The 20,456-nt window shown below is 63.0% G+C and carries 20 protein-coding genes; 9 read left to right on the forward strand and 11 right to left on the reverse strand.

Annotation, left to right across the window (positions count from 1 at the left end; translation table 11 throughout):
* Positions 1 to 32: 32 nt before the first annotated feature.
* From NE547_RS16230 to NE547_RS16280, 11 genes are all read right to left on the reverse strand, one after another.
* The gene (locus NE547_RS16230; protein ID WP_256176455.1) at positions 33 to 1,628 is read right to left on the reverse strand and encodes an N-acetylmuramoyl-L-alanine amidase family protein; all 1,596 of its coding nucleotides are present in this window, start codon (positions 1,626 to 1,628) and stop codon (positions 33 to 35) included.
* 237 nt (positions 1,629 to 1,865) lie between these two features.
* Positions 1,866 to 3,710, reverse strand: coding sequence for a heavy metal translocating P-type ATPase (locus NE547_RS16235; protein WP_256176456.1), 1,845 nt, complete (start codon positions 3,708 to 3,710; stop codon positions 1,866 to 1,868).
* Positions 3,711 to 3,740: 30 nt separating this feature from the next.
* On the reverse strand, positions 3,741 to 3,959 hold the full coding sequence (locus NE547_RS16240; RefSeq protein ID WP_186907126.1) for a cation transporter: 219 nt from the start codon (positions 3,957 to 3,959) through the stop codon (positions 3,741 to 3,743).
* A gap of 64 nt (positions 3,960 to 4,023) precedes the next feature.
* The gene (locus tag NE547_RS16245; protein WP_186907127.1) at positions 4,024 to 4,392 is read right to left on the reverse strand and encodes a helix-turn-helix transcriptional regulator; all 369 of its coding nucleotides are present in this window, start codon (positions 4,390 to 4,392) and stop codon (positions 4,024 to 4,026) included.
* 189 nt (positions 4,393 to 4,581) lie between these two features.
* Entirely contained in the window at positions 4,582 to 5,337 is a 756-nt protein-coding gene (locus tag NE547_RS16250; protein ID WP_186907128.1) for a hemolysin III family protein, read from the reverse strand.
* Positions 5,338 to 5,555: 218 nt separating this feature from the next.
* Positions 5,556 to 5,912, reverse strand: a complete 357-nt coding sequence (gene rplT, locus NE547_RS16255) for a 50S ribosomal protein L20 (RefSeq protein WP_186907129.1) — start codon at positions 5,910 to 5,912, stop codon at positions 5,556 to 5,558.
* A 39-nt stretch (positions 5,913 to 5,951) separates the two neighbouring features.
* Complete coding sequence (gene rpmI / locus NE547_RS16260; protein ID WP_186907130.1) at positions 5,952 to 6,155, reverse strand: 50S ribosomal protein L35; 204 nt, start codon at positions 6,153 to 6,155, stop codon at positions 5,952 to 5,954.
* A gap of 36 nt (positions 6,156 to 6,191) precedes the next feature.
* Positions 6,192 to 6,761 (reverse strand): translation initiation factor IF-3, encoded by a 570-nt coding sequence (gene infC / locus NE547_RS16265; RefSeq protein WP_186907131.1) that lies wholly within the window; start codon positions 6,759 to 6,761, stop codon positions 6,192 to 6,194.
* Positions 6,762 to 7,043: 282 nt separating this feature from the next.
* Positions 7,044 to 8,528, reverse strand: coding sequence for a glycerol kinase GlpK (gene glpK / locus NE547_RS16270; RefSeq protein WP_256176457.1), 1,485 nt, complete (start codon positions 8,526 to 8,528; stop codon positions 7,044 to 7,046).
* Between the two features lie 26 nt (positions 8,529 to 8,554).
* Complete coding sequence (galE, locus tag NE547_RS16275; protein WP_256176458.1) at positions 8,555 to 9,544, reverse strand: UDP-glucose 4-epimerase GalE; 990 nt, start codon at positions 9,542 to 9,544, stop codon at positions 8,555 to 8,557.
* Positions 9,545 to 9,564: 20 nt separating this feature from the next.
* Entirely contained in the window at positions 9,565 to 10,527 is a 963-nt protein-coding gene (locus NE547_RS16280; RefSeq protein WP_186907134.1) for an alpha/beta hydrolase, read from the reverse strand.
* Between the two features lie 323 nt (positions 10,528 to 10,850).
* On the opposite strand from NE547_RS16280, the gene NE547_RS16285 reads away from it, so the two are divergent.
* The 9 genes from NE547_RS16285 to NE547_RS16325 all read left to right on the forward strand — a co-directional run bounded on the left by NE547_RS16285 (position 10,851) and on the right by NE547_RS16325 (position 20,411).
* Positions 10,851 to 12,161 carry a hypothetical protein gene (locus tag NE547_RS16285; protein ID WP_186907135.1) on the forward strand — a complete coding sequence of 437 codons (1,311 nt, stop codon included), beginning with the start codon at positions 10,851 to 10,853 and terminating at the stop codon, positions 12,159 to 12,161.
* A 12-nt stretch (positions 12,162 to 12,173) separates the two neighbouring features.
* On the forward strand, positions 12,174 to 12,878 hold the full coding sequence (locus NE547_RS16290) for a DUF6320 domain-containing protein (RefSeq protein WP_186907136.1): 705 nt from the start codon (positions 12,174 to 12,176) through the stop codon (positions 12,876 to 12,878).
* 175 nt (positions 12,879 to 13,053) lie between these two features.
* The gene (locus NE547_RS16295; protein ID WP_186907137.1) at positions 13,054 to 14,268 is read left to right on the forward strand and encodes an argininosuccinate synthase; all 1,215 of its coding nucleotides are present in this window, start codon (positions 13,054 to 13,056) and stop codon (positions 14,266 to 14,268) included.
* Positions 14,269 to 14,479: 211 nt separating this feature from the next.
* Entirely contained in the window at positions 14,480 to 15,859 is a 1,380-nt protein-coding gene (argH, locus tag NE547_RS16300) for an argininosuccinate lyase (RefSeq protein WP_256176459.1), read from the forward strand.
* A gap of 89 nt (positions 15,860 to 15,948) precedes the next feature.
* Entirely contained in the window at positions 15,949 to 16,080 is a 132-nt protein-coding gene (locus NE547_RS16305; protein WP_256176460.1) for a hypothetical protein, read from the forward strand.
* Positions 16,080 to 17,021 (forward strand): N-acetyl-gamma-glutamyl-phosphate reductase, encoded by a 942-nt coding sequence (gene argC, locus NE547_RS16310; protein WP_186907139.1) that lies wholly within the window; start codon positions 16,080 to 16,082, stop codon positions 17,019 to 17,021. The genes NE547_RS16305 and argC overlap by 1 nt, the downstream gene beginning before the upstream one ends.
* 12 nt (positions 17,022 to 17,033) lie before the next feature.
* The gene (gene argJ, locus NE547_RS16315; RefSeq protein ID WP_186907140.1) at positions 17,034 to 18,296 is read left to right on the forward strand and encodes a bifunctional glutamate N-acetyltransferase/amino-acid acetyltransferase ArgJ; all 1,263 of its coding nucleotides are present in this window, start codon (positions 17,034 to 17,036) and stop codon (positions 18,294 to 18,296) included.
* A gap of 67 nt (positions 18,297 to 18,363) precedes the next feature.
* On the forward strand, positions 18,364 to 19,218 hold the full coding sequence (gene argB / locus NE547_RS16320) for an acetylglutamate kinase (RefSeq protein ID WP_256176461.1): 855 nt from the start codon (positions 18,364 to 18,366) through the stop codon (positions 19,216 to 19,218).
* A gap of 14 nt (positions 19,219 to 19,232) precedes the next feature.
* Positions 19,233 to 20,411: an acetylornithine/succinylornithine family transaminase gene (locus NE547_RS16325; protein ID WP_256176462.1), complete on the forward strand. Its 1,179-nt coding sequence runs from the start codon at positions 19,233 to 19,235 to the stop codon at positions 20,409 to 20,411.
* Positions 20,412 to 20,456 lie beyond the last annotated feature (45 nt).

Consider the following 20,456-nt stretch of genomic DNA (forward strand, 5'->3'; position numbering starts at 1 on the left):
AGCCGCCCCATAATGGGGCGGCGCGCTCTGGTTTACTCGGCGGAGGTCTCTGCGGTGTTCAGGCCGTTCAAATAGCGGATGGCCCCCTCCGCGATCCCAAGGGCCACCTTGTCCTGATAGGCGCCGTCGCACAGCCGGGCAAGCTCCTCGCTGTTGGACATAAAGCCGGTCTCCACCAGCACGGCGCACATCTCGGTCTCCCGCAGCACCACGAAGTCGGCGTCCTTGACGCCGCGGTCGATGGCGCCGGTGGCGGCGCACAAAGGCGTCTGGATGGCCTCGGCCAGACGCTTGCCCCGCCCGCTGGAGGGATGGTAGTAAGTATAGATGCCCTGAAAGCTGGGCACAGTGCCGGAGGCATTGCAGTGGATGCTGATAAACAGGTCGGCCCCCACCGCATTGGCGATGTCCGCCCGTTCATAGAGGTCGACCTCCACGTCGCTCTCCCGGGTGAGCACCACGTTGTAACCGGCGGCAACCAAACGGTCCCGCAGCTTAAGCGTCATGGAGAGGGCCAGGTCCTTCTCCAGAACCTCTGTGCCCGAGGCGTCGGGATAGACCGCTCCGGACCGGGCCCCGCCGTGGCCGGCGTCCAGTACGATGGTGGACTTGGACGGGTCGATGGGGGCAGACGGGGTAAAATCGGTGTCCTCCCGGTCGCCGTCGGTCAGGAAGGCGGTGACCCGCACGCCGCTGCTCCCCGCCTCTACCTTCAGGTTTTTGGAGTAAGTGATGCCGCTTTTCAGGTCCAGCACCACCCGTACCGTGTGGGGATAGCCGTAGCCCAGATCGTCCTCATGCTGATAGTAGCGTACCGCAGTGATCATATCGTTGTCCACCGGGATGGTGACCATACCGGCCTCGCCGGAGTGGAGCACCGCGCCCAGCACATCCACCGCCACGCGGTCTCCCAGGTCCAGCACCCGGTACTCGGGAACGTGGTCGGTCTCGATGAGCACGGTCTGTGTGTCCGAATCAGAGGAGACTCCGGTGATGTAACCCCGGTCGTCTCCGCTGGGGACGGGCGGGAGCGCCGGCGTGGGCAAAGGCGTGGGCGTGGGCGACGGTCCCGGAGAGGGCTCCGGCGTCACGGACGCGCCGGGAGAGGTGAGGATGGCGGTAAAGCTGTCGTTGTCCCAATCCACCGTGGCTCCCAGCTGCTCCGAGACAAAGCGCAGGGGCACCATGGTGCTCTCCAGGCCGTCCCATTTGACCACGCCTGCGGGCACGCCGCCGGGCAGCTCCACGGTCTGCCCGTTGACCAGGGCGGTGGAGGAGCCCAGAGTAAGCACAATATTCCGACCGGACTCGAGGATGAGCACCTGCCGGGTATCGGGCACCCAGGTCACCGCTGCGCCCAGCTTTTCCGCGATGAGACGTACCGGCACCAGCGTGCGGCCGTCACTCCCCAGATACTGGACGAGCGCGGGGACGCCGTCGGGCGCCAGGGGCGCCCCGTCGAGGGTGAGGGTCACCAGATCGGTCTGAGTCAGCGCCCCATACGCGCCGGCGGCCTCCTCATAAAAATAGACGTCGATCCCTCCCGCGGCCCCTGCCGCCTGAGCAGCCGGGACCAGCAGGGAGAGAAGCATCGACGCAAACAGCAGGACCGAAAGACGTTTCCCCATGACAGGCTTCCCCTTCTCCAAACGAAATGCCTTTGACCGCAATACGTACGCAGCGCCCCTGGATCTTTGGGGGGCGGTTCCGGCATAAGCGGTTTGCGCAGGCGCGCGGAAGCCGCGCTTTCTGCGGACCGGCGGCGCTGCCGCCGGTTTCCAGATTAGACATTATTGTAACCGATTCGCCCCGTGCCGTCAATGGCACGGGGCGAAATGAGTTGACATAAATTTTGGAAAAGACGGTTATTTCCGCTTGAGGGCGCGCATGGCGTTGAGGATGGCGATCACCGAGACTCCCACGTCAGCAAAGACGGCCTCCCACATGGTGGCCAGGCCCACGGCGCTGAGCACAAGGACCAGGGCCTTGACCGCCAAGGCGAAGAAGATGTTCTGCCGCACGATGGAGAGGGTGCGCCGGGCAATGGAAATGGCGTCGGAGAGCTTGGAAGGCTTGTCGTCCATCAGCACGACGTCGGCGGCCTCGATGGCGGCGTCCGAACCCAGACCGCCCATGGCGATGCCGATGTCCGCCCGGGAGAGGACGGGGGCGTCGTTGATGCCGTCTCCCACAAAGGCCAGGGCGCCCTTGGAGGAGACCTGCTTCAGCAGCGATTCCACCCGGTCCACCTTGTCTGCAGGGAGCAGCTGAGTATGGACCTCGTCCAGACCCAGATCGGCGGCCACGGCTTCGCCCACGGCCTTGGCATCGCCGGTGAGCATGACGGCTTTGCGTACGCCAAGGGCCTTCAGGGCGGCGACGGCGGCCTTGGCGTCCTCCTTCACCTCGTCGGAAATGACGATGTGGCCCGCATATATCCCGTCCACCGCCACATGGACGGTGGTACCCACCCGGTGGCAGGGGTGCCACTTCACGCCGAGCTCTTCCATCAGCTTGTCGTTGCCGGCGCAGACGGGACGCCCGTCCACCACGGCCTTCACGCCCCGGCCGGACAGCTCCTCCACGCCGGAGACCCGGGAGGCGTCGATGTCCTTGCCGTAGGCCTCCTTCAAAGAGCGGGAGATGGGATGGTCGGAGTAGCATTCCGCCAGGGCCGCCAGCTCCAGCAGCCTGGCTTCCGGAATGTCGTCGGGATGGATGGCGGTCACATTGAATACGCCCTTGGTCAGCGTGCCGGTCTTATCAAAGACCACGATCTCGGCACGGGCCAGTACTTCCAGATAGTTGCCGCCTTTGACCAGAATGCCGTCCCGCGAGGCCCCGCCGATGCCGCCGAAGAAGGAGAGGGGCACCGAGATGACCAGAGCGCAGGGGCAGGAGACCACCAGAAAATTGAGCGCCCGGGTGATGGAGTCGGTCCAGGAGATGGCGGTAAACAGAGGGGGCAGGAACGCCAGCGCCACGGCGGCGAGCACCACGGCGGGCGTGTAATAGCGGGCGAATTTGGTGATAAAGTGTTCCGCTTTGGCCTTTTTGCTGCTGGAGTTCTCCACCAGGTCCAGAATCTTGGAGACGGTGGATTCCGCAAAGGGGCGGGTCACCTGGACCGTCAGCACGCCGGACAGATTCACGCAGCCGGAGATCACGTCGTCCCCGCTCTGCACCTCGCGGGGCAGGGACTCGCCGGTAAGGGCGGCGGTGTCTACCGTAGAGGAGCCCTCCAGTACTACGCCGTCCAGAGGGATGCGCTCGCCTGCCTTGATGACGATGGCGCTGCCCACCGCCACCTCCTCCGGGGCCACCTGGATCAAGGCCCCATCCTGTTCTATATTGGCATAATCGGGCCGGATATCCATCAGGGAAGCGATCGACTTGCGGGACTGGGCCACCGCGTAGCTCTGGAAGAGCTCGCCCACCTGATAGAAGAGCATGACGAAAACGGCCTCCGGGTATTCGCCCACACAGAACGCCCCCACAGTGGCCAGGGCCATGAGAAAGTTCTCGTCAAAGACCTGGCCGCGGGCAATGTTGCGCACCGCCCGCCACAGTACGTCCCAGCCGATCACGGCGTAAGGGAGCAGGAAAACCGCCAGCCGCGCCCAGCCGTTCAGCGGGAGCAGTGCGGCAACCGCCAGCAGGGCCGCGCTGAGGAGAATGCGGGACAGGGTGCGTTTTTGTTTTTTGGACATGAGGCTGCGCCTCCTTCTCAAATCAAATGATTACAAAACGATGGTGCAGTCAGGCTCCACTTTGCGGCAGACCGTTATCACCTGACGCAGGATCTCGTCGAAGCGGGCGTCGTCGGCGTCCAGCGTGAGCTTCTGAGCGAGAAAGCTGACGGTGGCGCCATGGACGCCGTCCAGCTTCCGAATGGCCTGCTCCATTTTGGCGGCGCAGCTGGCGCAGTCCAGATCCAGCAGCTTGAACTGTTTTTTCATCACAAAAGACTCCTTTTTACAATTGATTTTGAATGGAGCAAACGCGGCGCGTTTTCGCACGCCGTCATTCTGCCACGTGCTCCATCCCCTGGTCCAGAATCGTACGTACGTGGCCGTCAGCCAGGGAATAAAAGACGGTCTTTCCCTCCCGGCGGTATTTGACCAGCTTGCTTTGCTTCAAGGCCCGGAGCTGGTGCGAGATGGCCGACTGCGTCATGCCCAGCAGCTGCGCGATGTCGCAGACGCACATTTCCGATTCGAACAGAACGTACAGGATTTTGATGCGGGTGGAGTCGCCGAAAAGCTTGAACAGCTCGGCCAGATCGTACAGGATCTCCTCATCCGGCATGTTCTGATTGACCTGATCGACGATCTCCTCATGCACGTGCATGTATTCGCAGCGTTCCACATCGCTCTCATTGGCGGAGGACATGTCAGGCACTCCTTTCTAAACATATGATTTATTGTTCATATGTTATTATATGCAGGGGAGAGAAAATGTCAACCCCCAATTTGCTCTTTGGCAGCGCGATGTGATCGCGGCGTCCTGCCGTCGGCAGTGCGCCCCGGACAGCTTAAAAAGCCGGCGGACGCAGCTGCGTCCGCCGGCTTTTTAAGCGCGTTAGAAGAGCGCGATCACCCGGTACATCAGGAAAAAGTGAAATACGGAGCCCGCCAGAATGAACAGGTGGAAAATCTCGTGGCAGCCGAAGCGGCGATTGTTTCGGCCGGGCCATTTAGCCGCATAGAGCACGCCGCCCACGGTATAGAGCACGCCGCCGCCCAGAAGCCAGAAGAATCCGGCGGCGGACAGGCTGCGGGACAGGGGCGCCAGGGCCGCTGCGCCCATCCAGCCCATGAAGATATAGATGCCGGCGGTGAGCCAACGGGGAGCGGTGATCCAGGCCAGGGTAAGGATCAGCCCCGCCAGCGCCAGCCCCCATACCGCGCCGAACAGGCTCCAGCCCCAAGCCCCCTGCTGCCGCAGGACCACCAGGCACATGGGGGTATAGGTACCGGCGATGAGGAAGTAGATGGAGGCGTGGTCGTATTTGCGCAGGCGAATGCGGCCCCTGATGCTGGTATTCAAGCAGTGGTAAAGGGTGCTGGCGGTGTAAAGTCCCACCATGCTCAGACCGTAGATCAAGAAGGAAACGAGGTGCCAGCCGTCCAATCCCATCCAAATGGAGCGCGCGAACAGCAGGAGCGTGCCTGCCAGGGCAAAAACAGCCCCTGCGCCGTGGGTAATGGCCGACCAGGGGCGCAGTCCGTCGTAGGGATCCCGGTCTTTTTCCCGAACTCTGCCCCGCCGGGCCTGGGGCTGAATGGGGTAGTAAAGCTGTCCCCGCATCCGGGGCAGCGCATTTTCCTGGTTCATACAGATCACCGCCTTATGAGATCAGTATACCACAGATCCTGATAAATAATCAATAGAAACTTTAGATATAATTTTTAAAATTATATTATGCGGCCATGCGACGGGGGATCGGAGCGGACAGGCGAACGGTATCCCGCGCCCGGTTTCACTAGTATGTCCAGGATTCCGGAAAAAACGCCCCCCGCTTCCGGCGGAAGCGGGGGGCGTATGGAACTGATTCAGGCCAGCTGGGCCTTGGACATCTCGGTCAGGGCGGTAAAAGCGGCCTTGTCGTTGACGGCCAGTTCGGCCAGCATCTTGCGGTTGATCTCCACGCCGGCCTTCTTCAGGCCGTTCATGAAGGTGGAGTAGTTCATCCCGTTCATCTTGCAGGCGGCGGAGATGCGGGTGATCCACAGGGAACGGAAGTCGCGCTTTTTCAGGCGGCGGCCGGTGTAGGCGTAGGACAGGGACTTCATGACCTGCTCGTTGGCCATCTTGAAGTGCTTGCTCTTGGCGCCCCAGTAGCCCTTCGCCAGCTTCAGGACTTTATTTCTTCTCTTGCGCGTCATCATCGCGCCTTTCACTCTAGCCATTGTCGATTAGCCTCCTATGTTAATGGTAAAAGATTCAGATTACTTATAGGGAATCATGCGCTTGATGGCGGGCTCGTTGGTCTTGTCCGCATAAGCGCCGGCGCGGAGGCCTCTCTTGCGCTTGGTATCCTTGCCGTGGCCGTTGAGCAGGTGGGACTTAAAGGCGTGGGCGCGCTTGACCTTGCCGGACTTGGTCAGATTGAATCTCTTCTTCGCGCCGCTGTGGGTTTTCAGTTTAGGCATGGTGGTTGACTCCTTTTCTGTTAAATCAGGGCGGGCCTATTTTTTCGCTTCCTTGGCGATCTTGGGGGAGAGGAAAATGGACATGTGCCGTCCGTCCAGCTTGGGGTCCTTGTCCAGCGCGGCCACCTCGCTGCACTGCTCGGCAAACTTGAGCAGCAGGCCCCGGCCGATATCGGTGTGGGCCATCTCGCGTCCGCGGAAGCGGACGGTGACCTTGACCCGGTTGCCTTCGGCCAGGAACTTCTGTGCGTTGCGGAGCTTGACGTTAAAGTCGTTCACGTCGATGCCCGGCGACATGCGGACTTCCTTGATCTCCACGACGTGCTGATTCTTCCGCGCCTCTTTTTCCCGCTTGGTCTGCTCAAACTTGAACTTTCCATAATCCATGAGCTTGCATACGGGGGGATTCGCGGTGGGCGAGATCTTTACCAGGTCCAAGTTCTGCTCGGCTGCGCGCTCCAGCGCTTCACGGCTGGACATGATGCCCAGCTGCTCGCCGTCCGCAGAGACCAGGCGGACCTCCTTGTCGCGGATCTCTTCGTTGATCTGATGACCCTGTTTGCTGATACGAAAGCACCTCCAATTCACATGCACGTTTACATACAAAAAACGCGGCTACCATTCCGGTACCCGCATCACACGGCAAGCCGCGCCGAAAAACCCGGCGCGTTACTGCTCCTGTTGACCTCTTTGCCGACCGGCTGGAGGTGAGGACGGGGGTACCGTTCCTGCTTTATTGTGCGTTGACAGTATAACAGAGCTCCGGCGCCTTGTCAATATAAAAATGTACCGGCGCGCGGCGCAGAATGCGATGGCGGCGTTTCCTGCCTCGCCCTGTAAAGGAAGTCCGGGGCGGCCATCCTTGGATGGCCGCCCGGAAGATCGTAGTCATCGCGCCCAGTCCCGGCTGCGGCCCACGGCCTTATGCCAGCCGGAGAGCAGGGATGCCCGCCGGCCTGGGTCCATGGCGGGACAAAAAGAGGTGTCACAGATCCACAGCTGCCGCAATTCGTCCAGATCCCGCCACAGCCCGACGGCCAGACCGGCCAGATAAGCGGCGCCCAGGGCGGTGGTCTCCCGAATCGCGGGGCGGCGCACCGTGCGCTCCAGGATATCGGCCTGGAACTGCATCAGGAACCGGTCCCGGCTGGCCCCGCCGTCGGCCCGGAGCTGGTTCAGAGGCAGGCCGGTGTCCGCCTCCATGGCCCGGACCAGATCGTAGACCTGATAGGCGATGGATTCCTGGGCGGCGCGGATGATATGCTCCCGCCGTGTGCCCCGGGTCAGGCCGACCAGCGTTCCGCGGGCGTACATATCCCAGTAGGGGGCGCCCAGGCCCGTGAAGGCGGGCACCAGATAGACCCCGCCGTTGTCTTCGACCTTTCGGGCGTAATATTCCGCGTCCCGGCTCTCCGTGAAAAAGCGAAGCTCGTCCCGCAGCCACTGGATGACCGCGCCGCCCACGAAGACGCTGCCTTCCAGGGCGTACTGCACCTTGCCGCCCAGTCCGACGGCGATGGTGGTCAGAAGGCCGTTGCGGCTGACGCAGGGTTCCGTCCCGGTATTCATCAGCAGAAAGCAGCCGGTGCCGTAAGTGTTTTTGGCATCGCCGGGCGAGAAGCAGGTCTGCCCGAACAGGGCGGCCTGCTGGTCGCCCGCCATGCCTGCGATGGGGACCCTGGCCCCCTGGATCTCGGTATAGCCGTAGATCTCGCTGGAGGAGCGGACCTGGGGCAGCATGGCGCGGGGAATGTCCAGCGCCTGGAGCAGGGTGTCGTCCCAGTCCAGCTTGCGGATATCGTAGAGCATGGTGCGGGAGGCGTTGGTGGGGTCGGTGGCGTGAACGGCCCCGCCGGTGAGCTTCCACAGCAGCCAGGAGTCCACAGTCCCGAAGAGGATATCGCCCCGGCGGGCCTTTTCCCGGGCGCCGTCCACGTGATCCAGCAGCCATTTGATCTTGGTAGCGGAAAAGTACGCGTCCGGAAGCAGCCCAGTGGTGGAGCGGATATGCGCCTCCAGGCCTTCCGCCGCCAGCTGGTCCACGAGGTCCGCCGTGCGGCGGCACTGCCAGACGATGGCGTTGTGGATGGGACGGCCGGTGTGCCGGTCCCACAGCACGGTGGTCTCCCGTTGGTTGGTAATGCCGATGGCGGCGAGGTCCCCGGCATCCACGCCGGACTGGGCCACCACCTCCATCATGACCGCGTACTGGGAGGACCAGATCTCCATGGCGTCGTGCTCCACCCAGCCCTCCCGGGGGTAATACTGGGTGAATTCCTTCTGCGAGACGGCCAGGATGTTCTGTGCCCGGTCAAAGAGGATGGCCCGGGAACTGGTAGTGCCCTGATCCAGGGCCAGAATGTAGTTGCCCATAGCACGGCTCCCTTTATCCCGTTGACTTAGTCTTCGCCGTACCCGTTCGGATGCGCGGCGTGCCACTTCCAGGCGGAAGCGATGATCTCCTCCACGCCGGTGTGTTTGGGCTGCCAGCGCAGTACCTCCATAGCCTTCCGGCTGGAGGCGATCAGGGTCGCCGGGTCGCCCGGACGGCGGGGCGCTTCCGTGACCGGGATGGGATGACCGGTGACCTTCCGGGCCGCCTCGATGATCTCGCGGTTGGAGAAGCCCTGGCCGTTGCCCAGATTGAAGGCGGCGGAGGGATTGCCCTGTTTCAGATAGTCCAGCGCCAGCAGGTGAGCGTCGATCAGATCCTCCACATGGATATAATCCCGCACGCAGGTGCCGTCCCGGGTGGGATAGTCGGCGCCGTAAAGGGAGAGACGCTCCCGCTTGCCCTGGGCGACCTGAAGAATGACGGGGATCAGATGGGTCTCGGGCCGGTGATCCTCCCCAATGGACCCGTCGTGCCAGGCGCCCGCCACATTAAAGTAGCGCAGCGCGCAGAATTTGAGGCCGTGGGCCTGGTCGCACCACCGGAGCATATGCTCCACGATGAGCTTGCTCTCCCCGTAAGGGTTGGTGGGCAGCTGGCGGTCGGTCTCCACAATGGGGATGTGCTCCGGCTCGCCATAAGTGGCGGCGGTGGAGGAAAAGACCAGATAGGGGACCTGGAATTCGATCATGGTCTCGATCAGGGAGAGTCCGGCGGTCACGTTGTTGCGGAAATAGCGCTCGGGTACGTCCATGCTTTCGCCCACCAGCGAATAGGCGGCAAAGTGGATGACCGCCTCGATGGATTCCTTCTGGAACACCTCCCGCAGAAACGCGCGCTCGCCCACGTTCCCCACATAGAGCCGCCCGCCTTTGAGGGCGGCGCGGTGGCCCTTGGACAGGTCGTCCACGACCGCCACGTCCGCGCCCGCCTCCAGCAGGGAGGCCACACAGTGGGAGCCGATATACCCGGCGCCGCCGGTCACTAGGATCGCCATAATCACATTACCTCCATTATCTATAACGTTTCAAGCAGGAAACGGCCGATGCTCTCCATGGCCTCGTTGGCTTTTTTCATGGGGAACATCTGGAATACGTGCCAAAGTTCCGTCCATACCTCCAGCTTGCAGGGGACGTTGGCCTGGACCAGCCGGTCCCGCAGGCGGATGGAGTCGGACAGCAGCAGCTCGTTGGTGCCCGCCTGAATGAGGGTGGGCGGAAAGTGCTTCAAATCGCCGAAGAGGGGAGAGAGCAGGGGAGAGGACCAGTCCTGCCCCCGGGCGTAAGCGTCCCGCACGGCGTAGATATAATTGAGGGTGAGCACCGGGTCGATCTCCGCGCGCTCCTGATAGGACTTGCCGCTGGCGGTCATGTCGGTCCAGGGGGAGAGCAGGATGAGGGCGCGGGGCAGTCGGCGCTGGGCCGCGCGGAGCTGATGGGTGAGCACCAGGGCCAGATTGCCTCCGGCGGAGTCGCCGGCCACCACCACGTCCCGGGCGCCGAACCCCTGGTACATCAAGTGATCCCAGGCCGCCGCAGCGTCCTCCACGGCGGCGGGGTAGGGGTGCTCCGGCGCCAGACGGTATTCAAAGGTCAGCACCGGGTAACCGGACACGTGGGCCAGCTTGGAGGCAAGAATGCGGGAATACCCGAGGGTACCGCTGGTATAGCCGCCGCCGTGACAGTAGAGGATGCATCGCCGCCGGTCGTAGCCACGGCTGGGGCGAACCCAGGCGGCGTTCATAAAACCGAGCTGGAAGGGCTCCCAGCTCATACCCGCCATGGGGGCTACCAAACGGCCCAGCAGCTCCTGCCCCTTGCGCTGCTTGTCCAGATCTTCCGGGTCCATGGTCTCGGGCGTGGCCGCGGAGTGGATGGCCTTCAGCGCGCGCAGGAACGGGTCCAGACGCCGCTGCTCAGCCTCGCGCCGCTGCTCCGGCGTACGCCGGGCCAGCTTCATGTGGGGACGGTCCTGCTCCATAAAAATCCTTCCTTCCGCCGCCCTGCGCGGCATAAATCAGACCAAACCGCTCTCGGGGCAAAATGGGCCTGGCCGTCCGGCGATCCGGCGGGTGGGATGTTGCACCCTGCCGGAAACGCCCACAGCCGCAGTGCCTGCATGTGCTTTGCACGGCGGCACGGCGCCGCCCTGCAAAGCACATGCAAAGCGGCTGCTTCCGCAGGCATTATTATAGCATGCCCGGCTGTTAAAAGGAAGGGGAAGATACGGCAGGTTTCCCCTTGTGGCGCGTGCCGTAACGTGGTATGCTAAAGAAAACGGAGTTGGACGAGGGGGGCGGGAACATGGCGAAGGACCGGCGGGGCGGCAAGCCGGAGTGGTATCCGCTGGACAACGCGGGCGTACTGTACTCCGCCATTCAGAAGGAGAACTATTCCGCCATCTACCGCTTTTCCGCCGTCATGGCCGCTCCGGTGGACCCCGACGCCCTCCAGCGGGCGGTGGAGCGGACCATGCCCCGCTTTCCCAGCTTTGCCGTGCGGATCAAACGGGGGGCGTTCTGGCATTATTTCGAGCCCAACCATGCCGCCGGTCCCTTCGTGAAGCCGGATATCGCCAATCCCTGCCAGCCGGTGCGCTTCCAGGAGGACAACGGCTGGCTGGTGCGGTTTTACTACTATGAAACGCGCATCTCGCTGGAGGTCTTCCATGCGGTGAGCGACGGCGCTGGGGCGCTGGTCTTTTTCAAGACCCTGCTGGCGGTCTATCTGCGGGAACTGGGCCATATCATTCCCAATACCTGCGGGATCCTGGATGTGGACGAGCCGCCCCGTCCGGAGGAGCGGGAGGACGCCTATGAGCGTTATGCCACGGTAAAGGCCCGGCGGTCCGGCCTGGAAAAGAAGGCCTATCCGAATACCGGAACGCCGGAGCCCTTTTATACCCTGAATGTGACCATGGGCTTTTTGCCGGTGGATCAGCTGAAGGCCCGGGCGAAGGGATACGGTGTGTCGATCACGGAGTATCTGACGGCGGTGCTGCTGAAGGTTATCGTGGACAAGCAGCACCGGGAGCGCCCCCGCCGGGAGAAGCCGGTGGCGCTGGCCATCCCCATCAACCTGCGGGCCTGGTTCCCGTCGGAGACGCTGCGCAATTTCATCCTGACCGTACGCCCCTGCATCGATCCCTCGCTGGGGGAGTATACCTTCGCGGAGGTGGTCTCCCAGGTCCACCACTTTCTGCGGCTGAATATCAACCGCCAGCAGATGCAGGCCCTGTTGACGGGCAACGTGAAGTTTACCACCAACCGATTGCTGCAGATCGTGCCCATCGTGCTGAAAAACCCGGTGATGGCCCTGGGCTACCGCCTTTCAGGCGTGCGGCCCTATTCGGGTACCTATACCAATCCCGGCCCCTTCCCGGTGCCGGAGGAGATGGCCCCCCACATCCGCCGCATGGAGGTTATTTTGGGGCAGGCCACCAATCCGCGGGTCCACTGCGCCTCCATCAGCTACGGCAATACCATGGAGATCACGTTCGCCGGGACCCTTCAGGAGACCGATACCGAGCGGGATTTCTTCCGCTTCCTGGTGCGGGAGGGCATCCCCGTAAAGGTGGAGAGCAACCGCACGGTCCGCTCCGAACTGATGTTTTAAGGAGGCGTCCCAATGTCCTATTGTGTCAACTGCGGGGTGGAGCTGGACGCCACCGCGTCCTTCTGCCCGCTGTGCCATACGCCGGTGCTCAACCCCGGCCAGCCGGTGGACGAGCACGCGCCCAAGCCCTTTCCCACCCAGCGGGGCGAGGTGGCGCCCGCCTCCAAACGGGAGCTGGCGCTGCTCATCACGGCCATGCTGGCCTCGGTGGCGGTATGCTGCGGCGTGCTCAATCTGTTTTTGAACCAGCAGCGGCCGTGGTCGCTTTACGTCATCGGCGCGGCGGTGATGCTGTGGATCTGGTTCGTGCCGCCGCTGCTGGCCCGGGGGATGCACTTGCTGCTGCGGCTTTTGCTGGATGTGGCGGCGGTGGCCATCTATGTGTTCCTCATCTCCGTGGATCTGGACGGGCGAAGCTGGTTCTGCGGTCTGGCGCTGCCCATCATTCTGTGGGGCGGCGCGATCCTGCTGCTGCTGGGGCTGGTGCTGCGGGTCTACCGGCGAAGCGTCCTTACCAGTGTGACCATCCTCATCGGCAGCGTCGGCGTGCTTTTGTTCGGAGTGGAATTTTTCCTGGACCGCTGGCTTTCCGGGTCCTGGGAGCCCTCCTGGTCGGTGGTGGTGCTGGCCGTCTGCGCCGGGCTGACCATCCCGCTTCTGGTCATCCGCAGGGTGCCCTCTCTCCGGGAGGAGGTGCGCAGGCGCTTCCACCTGTAAGGCACGGGCGCTGATATGCAGAATAAAACGAATATTATGCATAATGTGGGAAAAATATCGGAAAAATACGGGGGTCAATTCGCATATTTATGCGAATTGACCCTTGCTTTTTCCAAGGGCGCGTGGTACACTGTTTCCAACATCAGAAAACAGTATCACAACGGAGGTCATTACCATGTCTGAGATCAAAAAAGTCGTGCTTGCCTATTCCGGCGGCCTGGATACGTCCATCATTATCCCCTGGCTGAAAGAGAACTACAACGACCCCGAGATCATCGCCGTCTCCGCCGACGTGGGCCAGGGCGACGAACTGGACGGTCTGGAGGAGAAAGCCATCAAGACCGGCGCGGCCAAGCTGTACATCGAGGACCTGGTGGACGAGATGGTGGACGACGTCATCATCCCCTCCATGCAGATGGGCGCCAAATATGAGGATTATCTGCTGGGCACCGCCTTTGCCCGGCCCATCATTGCCAAACGGCTGGTGGAGATCGCCCGGAAGGAGGGGGCGGACGCCATCTGCCACGGCTGTACCGGCAAGGGCAACGATCAGGTCCGTTTTGAACTGGCCATCAAGCGTTTCGCCCCGGAGATGAAGATCATCGCCCCCTGGCGGGAGTGGTCCATCAAGGGCCGGGACGAGGAGATCGACTACGCCGAAGCCCACAACGTGCCCCTGAAGATCTCCCGTGAGACCAACTATTCCAAAGACAAGAACCTGTGGCACCTCAGCCATGAGGGCCTGGACCTGGAAGACCCGGCCAGCGAGCCTCAGTACGACAAGCCCGGTTTCCTGGAGATGAGCGTGTCTCCCGCTATGGCCCCCGACCAGGCCACCTACGTGACCCTGGACTTTGCCCAGGGCGTGCCTGTGGCCATCGACGGCGAGCAGAAGAAGGCCAGCGATATCATCCGCAAGCTGAACCAGCTGGGCGGGGCCAACGGTATCGGCCTGCTGGACATCGTGGAGAACCGGCTGGTGGGCATGAAGGACCGCGGCGTATACGAGACCCCCGGCGGCGCCATTCTCTACCGCGCCCATGAGGTGCTGGAGATGATCACCATCGACAAGGACACCAAGCATATGAAGCAGAAGCTGGCGGTGGACTTTGCCGACCTGGTCTACAACGGCAAGTGGTTCACACCCCTGCGGGAGGCGCTGTCCGCGTTTGTGACCGCGACCCAGAAGCATGTGACCGGGACCGTGAAGCTCAAGCTTTACAAGGGCAACATCATCACCGCCGGCGTTACCTCTCCCGAGACCCTTTATTCCGAGAATCTGGTCACCTTTGAGGAGAGCGATTACAACCAGAACGACGCCACCGGCTTTATCAACCTCTGGGGCCTGCCGGATACGGTGCAGGCGCTGCGGGAGCAGGGGAAGCTGTAATCGGTAAAAAGGCTCCGCCTTTTCGGCGATTCGGCTGCAGGCCGCCGCGCGCACTCGCCGCGCCTGCACGCCTGGGGCCTGAGCGGTATGCCTGCCCGGCGCATGTCCGAGCAAACACGATCGGAATTGACTTGCCGCTTCGGCGGCAGAGCTGTGATGCTGAGGAAGGCGGCGGCTGGCCGCCGCCTTCGCCTTAGGAAGGAGCGATACTATGAAACTCTGGGCAGGCCGGTTCCAAAAGGAGACCGATACCCTGGTCAATGATTTTAACTCCTCGATCTCCTTTGACGCGCGGATGTACAAGGAGGATATTGCAGGCTCCATCGCCCATGCGGCCATGCTGGGCAAGCAGGGGATCATCGAGGCGCACGAGGCGGAAAAGATCATCGGCGGCCTCCAGGCCATCCTGGCGGACATCGAGGGCGGCCGGGTGGAGTTCTCCCTGGAGAACGAAGATATCCACATGAATATCGAGACCATGCTCACCCAGCGGATCGGGGACACGGGCAAGCGCCTGCACACCGCCCGCAGCCGGAACGACCAGGTGGCCGTGGATTTCCGCCTCTTTGTCAAAGAGGAGATCCCGCAGATGATCGCCCAGGTGCTGGATTTGGAGCGGGTGCTGATCCAGAAGGCAAAGGCCAATCTGGAGACCGTTATGCCCGGCTATACCCACCTCCAGCGGGCCCAGCCCACCACCTTTGGCCACTATATGATGGCCTATGCCAATATGCTCAAGCGGGATGTGACCCGTCTGGAGGACTGCCTGGAACGGATGGATGAGTGCCCGCTGGGGGCCGGCGCTCTGGCTGCCTCCACCTATCCGGTGGACCGCTTCGCCACCGCCGCCGCCCTGGGCTTTCGGAAGCCCACGGATAACTCCATGGATTCCGTCTCCGACCGGGACTTCGCCATCGAGCTGCTTTCGGCCTGCTCCATTTTGATGATGCACCTGTCCCGCTTTTCGGAGGAGATCATCCTCTGGTGCTCCTGGGAGTTCAAGTATGTGGAGCTGGACGACGCTTATTCCACCGGCTCTTCCATCATGCCGCAGAAGAAAAACCCCGACGTGGCCGAACTGGTCCGGGGCAAGACCGGACGGGTGTACGGTTCGCTCGTTACCCTGCTCACCGTCATGAAGGGCCTGCCGCTGGCCTATAACAAGGACATGCAGGAAGATAAGGAGTGCGTGTTCGACGCCATCGACACGGTAAAAATGTGCCTGCCGGTGTTTACCGCGATGCTGGATACCCTGACCGTCAAGGAAAAAAATATGCACCGCGCGGCCGCGGGCGGCTTCATCAACGCTACAGATTGCGCCGACTACCTGGTCAAAAAGGGTATGCCCTTCCGGGAGGCGTATATGATCGTGGGGCGGCTGGTGAATATGTGCATCAAGACCGGAGAGACCCTGGACACCTTGCCGCTGAAGGACTTCCGTTCGGTTTCCGGCGTGTTCGACGCCGATGTGTATCAGGCGCTGGAACTGAAGACCTGCGTCAACGGCCGCAAAGTCTACGGCGGCCCGGCCAAAGAGGCAGTGGAGCGGCAGATCGAAGCCATCGAGCAGTTTGTGAGGGAGCGGACATGATGGGGGAACGGGCCGCCGGAGACGATCGCGCCGAGCGGCGCGCACAAGCGTTTTGCCGCAGGCAAAACCTTGGCGCAGGGGCAATTGAATTGCCCCGAGCAGGTGAAATCAACGGGGGTCCCCACGGGGCCGGCCCCGTGGGGCGCTGCGGCGGCCCGGCCAAAGAGGCAGTGGAGCGGCAGATCGAAGCCATCGAGCAGTTTGTGAGGGAGCGGACATGATGGGAAAACCGGTCATCTACATCGACGGTCAGGAGGGCACAACCGGCCTGCAGATCGATAAACGCTTGGGCAGCCGGGACGATATCGAGCTGCTGCGTATCCGCGAGGATAAACGCAAGGATCTGGAGGAGCGCAGAAGGCTCATCAACGAGGCCGATCTGGTATTTCTCTGCCTGCCGGACGCCGCCGCGGCGGAGGCGGTGAGCCTCATCGAAAATCCCAATACCCGGGTTATTGACGCATCCACCGCCCACCGGACCGCCCCCGGCTGGGTGTACGGCTTCCCGGAGCTGTACAAGGACCCGGAGCAGACCATTGGGACGGCCCGCTTCGTGGCCAACCCCGGCTGCCATGCCACGGGCTTTCTGGCCACGGTGGCCCCGCTGATCCAGATGCGCATCCTGCATCCGGATTACCCCCTGACCTGCTATTCCCTCACCGGCTACTCCGGCGGAGGAAAGAAGATGATCGCCCAGTACGAGGGGGAGGAGAAGCCGGAAGAGCTGTACGCCCCGCGTACTTACGGCACCACCCTCAAGCACAAGCATCTGGCCGAGATGCAGAAGATCTCCGGCCTGGAGGCGCCGCCGGTGTTCTGCCCCATCGTGGATGACTACGAGAAGGGCATGGCCACCACGGTGATGCTCCATAACCGTTATCTGAAGGGGCAGCCCACCGCCCGGGAGCTGAGTCTCATCCTGGCGGCCTATTACGCCAAGCAGCCCGTCGTGCGCGTGGCGCCTTATACGCAGCAGCCGCAGTTCCTCGCGTCCAACGTGCTGGCCGGGTCCGACGGGTTGGAGATCACCGTCAGCGGCCATGAGCGGCAGAGCATCCTGACCGCCCGCTTTGACAACCTGGGCAAGGGCGCGTCCGGCGCGGCGGTACAGAACATGAATCTGATGCTGGGGTTTGCGCCCACGGCCGGACTCAGCCTGTAGGAGGAGAAGAAGATGAAACAAGTACCCGGCGGCGTGACCGCCCCCAAGGGATTTACCGCGTCCGGCGTCCACTGCGGCGTCAAAAAGGGCAAGGGGGACGGCAATCAGCCCCCCACGAGCAAGATGCCGGAGGTGCTGGAGGGAAAAAAGGATCTGGCGCTCATCGTCTCCGAGCAGCCCTGTGCGGCGGCGGCCGTGTATACCATGAACCGGGTGAAGGCCGCGCCGCTGTATGTGACGATGGACCACCTGGAAAACGGCGAGGCCCAGGCCATCGTGGCCAACTCCGGAAACGCCAATGCCTGCGCCCCCAACAGCCATGAGCATGCCGAGGAGATGTGCGCCCTGGCGGCCCGGGCCACGGGGCTCAAACCCTCCGACTTTGTGGTGGCCTCCACCGGCGTCATCGGGCAGGAGCTGAACATCGCCGCCATCCGGGCGGGGATGCCCGCGGCGGCGGCGGCTCTGTCCAGGGACGGCTCCGACGCGGCGGCCAACGCCATCATGACCACCGACACGGTGAAGAAGGAACTCTCCGTGACCTGCCTTGTGGGGGGAAAAACGGTCACCATCGGCGCCATCGCCAAGGGCTCCGGCATGATCCACCCCAATATGGGCACGATGCTCTGCTTCGTCACCACCGACTGCGCCATCACCCACGAGCTGCTCGCCGAGGCCCTCCATGAGATCGTCCCCCGCACCTTCAACCGGGTCACAGTGGACGGCGATACCTCCACCAACGACATGTGCGTGGTGCTGGCCAACGGTATGGCGGGCAACGCGCTGCTCGAGTGGAAGGACGACGGCTATACCGTTTTTTATAAGACGCTGTACGGTGTCTTTGAGCAGCTGGCCCGCAATATCGCCGCCGACGGCGAGGGCGCCGGAAAGCTGATCACCGGTACAGTGCGCGGCGCCCGCAGCGAGGAGAGCGCCGAGCGCCTGGGCAAGGCAGTGGTGGGGTCTTCCCTGGTCAAGGCGGCCATGTTCGGCTCCGACGCCAACTGGGGACGGGTGCTCTGCGCCATGGGCTACTCCAAGGCCCCCTTCCGGCCGGAGTATGTGGACGTGAAATTCGCCTCTGCCGTGGGGGAGGTCCTGGTGTGCCGGCAGGGCGCCGGGGTGGACTTCGACGAGGCCCTGGCCAAGAGTATCCTGAGCCAGGATGAGGTCGTCATTGACGTGGACCTGCACGAGGGCGACCATCAGGCCACCTGCTGGGGCTGCGATCTGACCTATGATTACGTAAAGATCAACGGCGATTACCGGACCTGAGCCGGCGAGCGGCCCCGCCCCGGAAACCGGGCCGGCGCGGGAGATTTTAAGCTTGGAGTGAGGCGCGATGTCCTATTCCCACGTGGAGCGGGCCCAGGTGCTGGCGGAGGCCCTGCCCTATATCCAAACATACTACGGAAAGACCGTGGTGGTCAAATACGGCGGCAACGCCATGATCTCGGAGGCGCTGCGCCAGGCGGTCATCTCCGATATCATCCTGCTCCATCTGGTGGGCATCCGTGTGGTGGTGGTCCACGGCGGCGGGCCGGAGATCACCGACATGCTGCGGAAGATCGGGAAAACGTCCCGCTTTGTGGATGGCCTGCGCTATACGGACGAAGAGACCATGGACATCGTGCAGCAGGTGCTCTGCGGCAAGGTGAACAAAAATCTGGTGGCCACGCTCAACCGCATGGGGGGAAAGGCCATCGGTCTTTGCGGCATGGACGCGGGGCTGTTCCAGGCCAAAATGCTGGACGAAAAATACGGCCTGGTGGGCGAGATCACGCAGGTGGACCCGCGCCTGGTGGTGGATGCCCTGGAGGATGGCTACATCCCGGTGGTCTCTACCGTAGCCCAGGGCGTCGACGCCGATACCGCCTATAATATCAATGCGGATACCGCCGCGGCCAAGCTGGCGGTGGCCCTGGGCGCGGAGAAGCTGATCCTGCTCACGGACGTGCGGGGCCTGCTCCGGGATCCCGGGGACGAAGGGACACTCCTCCGGGTGGTGGAGCTCTCCCGGGTGCCCGGCCTGATCAAAGACGGGGTCATCCAGGGCGGCATGATCCCCAAGGTGGACTGCTGCGTGGAGGCGGTGCGCTCCGGGGTGAAGCGCACCCATATCCTGGACGGGCGCATCCCCCATTCCATCCTGATCGAGCTGTTGTCCGACGAGGGCATCGGCACCATGCTGCTGTAGGGGGGCGGAAAAACGTGGATCATTCTGAATTAACGGCGCTGGACCGCCGGTATGTCATGCAGACCTACGGTCGCTTTGATGTGGACATCGACCATGGGACAGGGGCCACCCTGTACGACCTGGCGGGGCGGGAGTACATCGACTTCACCTCCGGCATCGGCGTGTGCTCCATCGGGTATGCAAACCCCAAGTGGGCGGACGCCGTCGCCGCCCAGGCGGCGAAGCTCGGGCATGTGTCCAACCTGTTTTATACCCAGCCCTGCGCCAAGCTGGCCGAACAGCTGTGCACCCGCGCCGGCATGGCGGCGGCTTTCTTTGCAAACTCCGGCGCGGAAAGCAACGAGGGCGTCATCAAGCTGGCCCGCAAATACAGCTTTGACAAGTACGGCAAGGGGCGGGGGACCATCATTACCCTGAAAAATTCCTTCCACGGGCGTACCATCACCACTTTGACCGCCACCGGGCAGGACGTGTTCCACAACTACTTTTTCCCCTTTGACGAGGGATTCCGCTATGCCCGGGCGGGCAGTATGGACAGTGTGCAGGAGGTAGCGGGCCACGATGTGTGCGCCGTCATGCTGGAGCTGGTACAGGGCGAGGGCGGCGTACTGCCCATGGAGCCGGACTTCGTCCACGACCTGGCGCTGCTCTGCGCCGAGCGGGACTGGCTGCTGCTGGTGGACGAGGTACAGACCGGGATCGGCCGCACGGGTACGCTCTTTGCCTTTCAGCAATACGGCATCCTCCCCGACGCGGTCTCCTTCGCCAAGGGCATCGCGGGCGGCCTGCCCATGGGCGGATTTTTGGCCAGCGACCGTACCCGGGCGGTCCTGGGTCCCGGTACCCACGCCACCACCTTCGGCGGCAACCCCATCTGTGCCGCCGCCGCCCAGGTGGTGCTGGATACCCTGGATGAGGATGCCCTGGCTGCGGTCCGCGCAAAGGGGGAATATCTGCGCGCTCGCATCGAGGCGCTGGGCTCCCCCTATCTGGGGGCCACGCGGGGCCTGGGCCTGATGATCGGCGTGGAGGTCAAGGGCGGCGCGACCAACCGGGAGCTGGCCGGACGGCTGATCCAAAACGGCCTGCTGGTGCTGACGGCGGGAACGGCCCTTCGGCTGCTGCCTCCGCTGACCATCACGCAGGAGGAACTCGATCGGGGACTGGCCATTCTGGAGGAGACCCTGCTGTGACCGGCCCTGCGGCGGGGAGAAACGATGAGAATAAAACGCCCGCGC

The organism is Flavonifractor sp. DFI.6.63 (assembly GCF_024462255.1).
Lineage (GTDB): Bacteria > Bacillota > Clostridia > Oscillospirales > Oscillospiraceae > Lawsonibacter_A > Lawsonibacter_A hominis.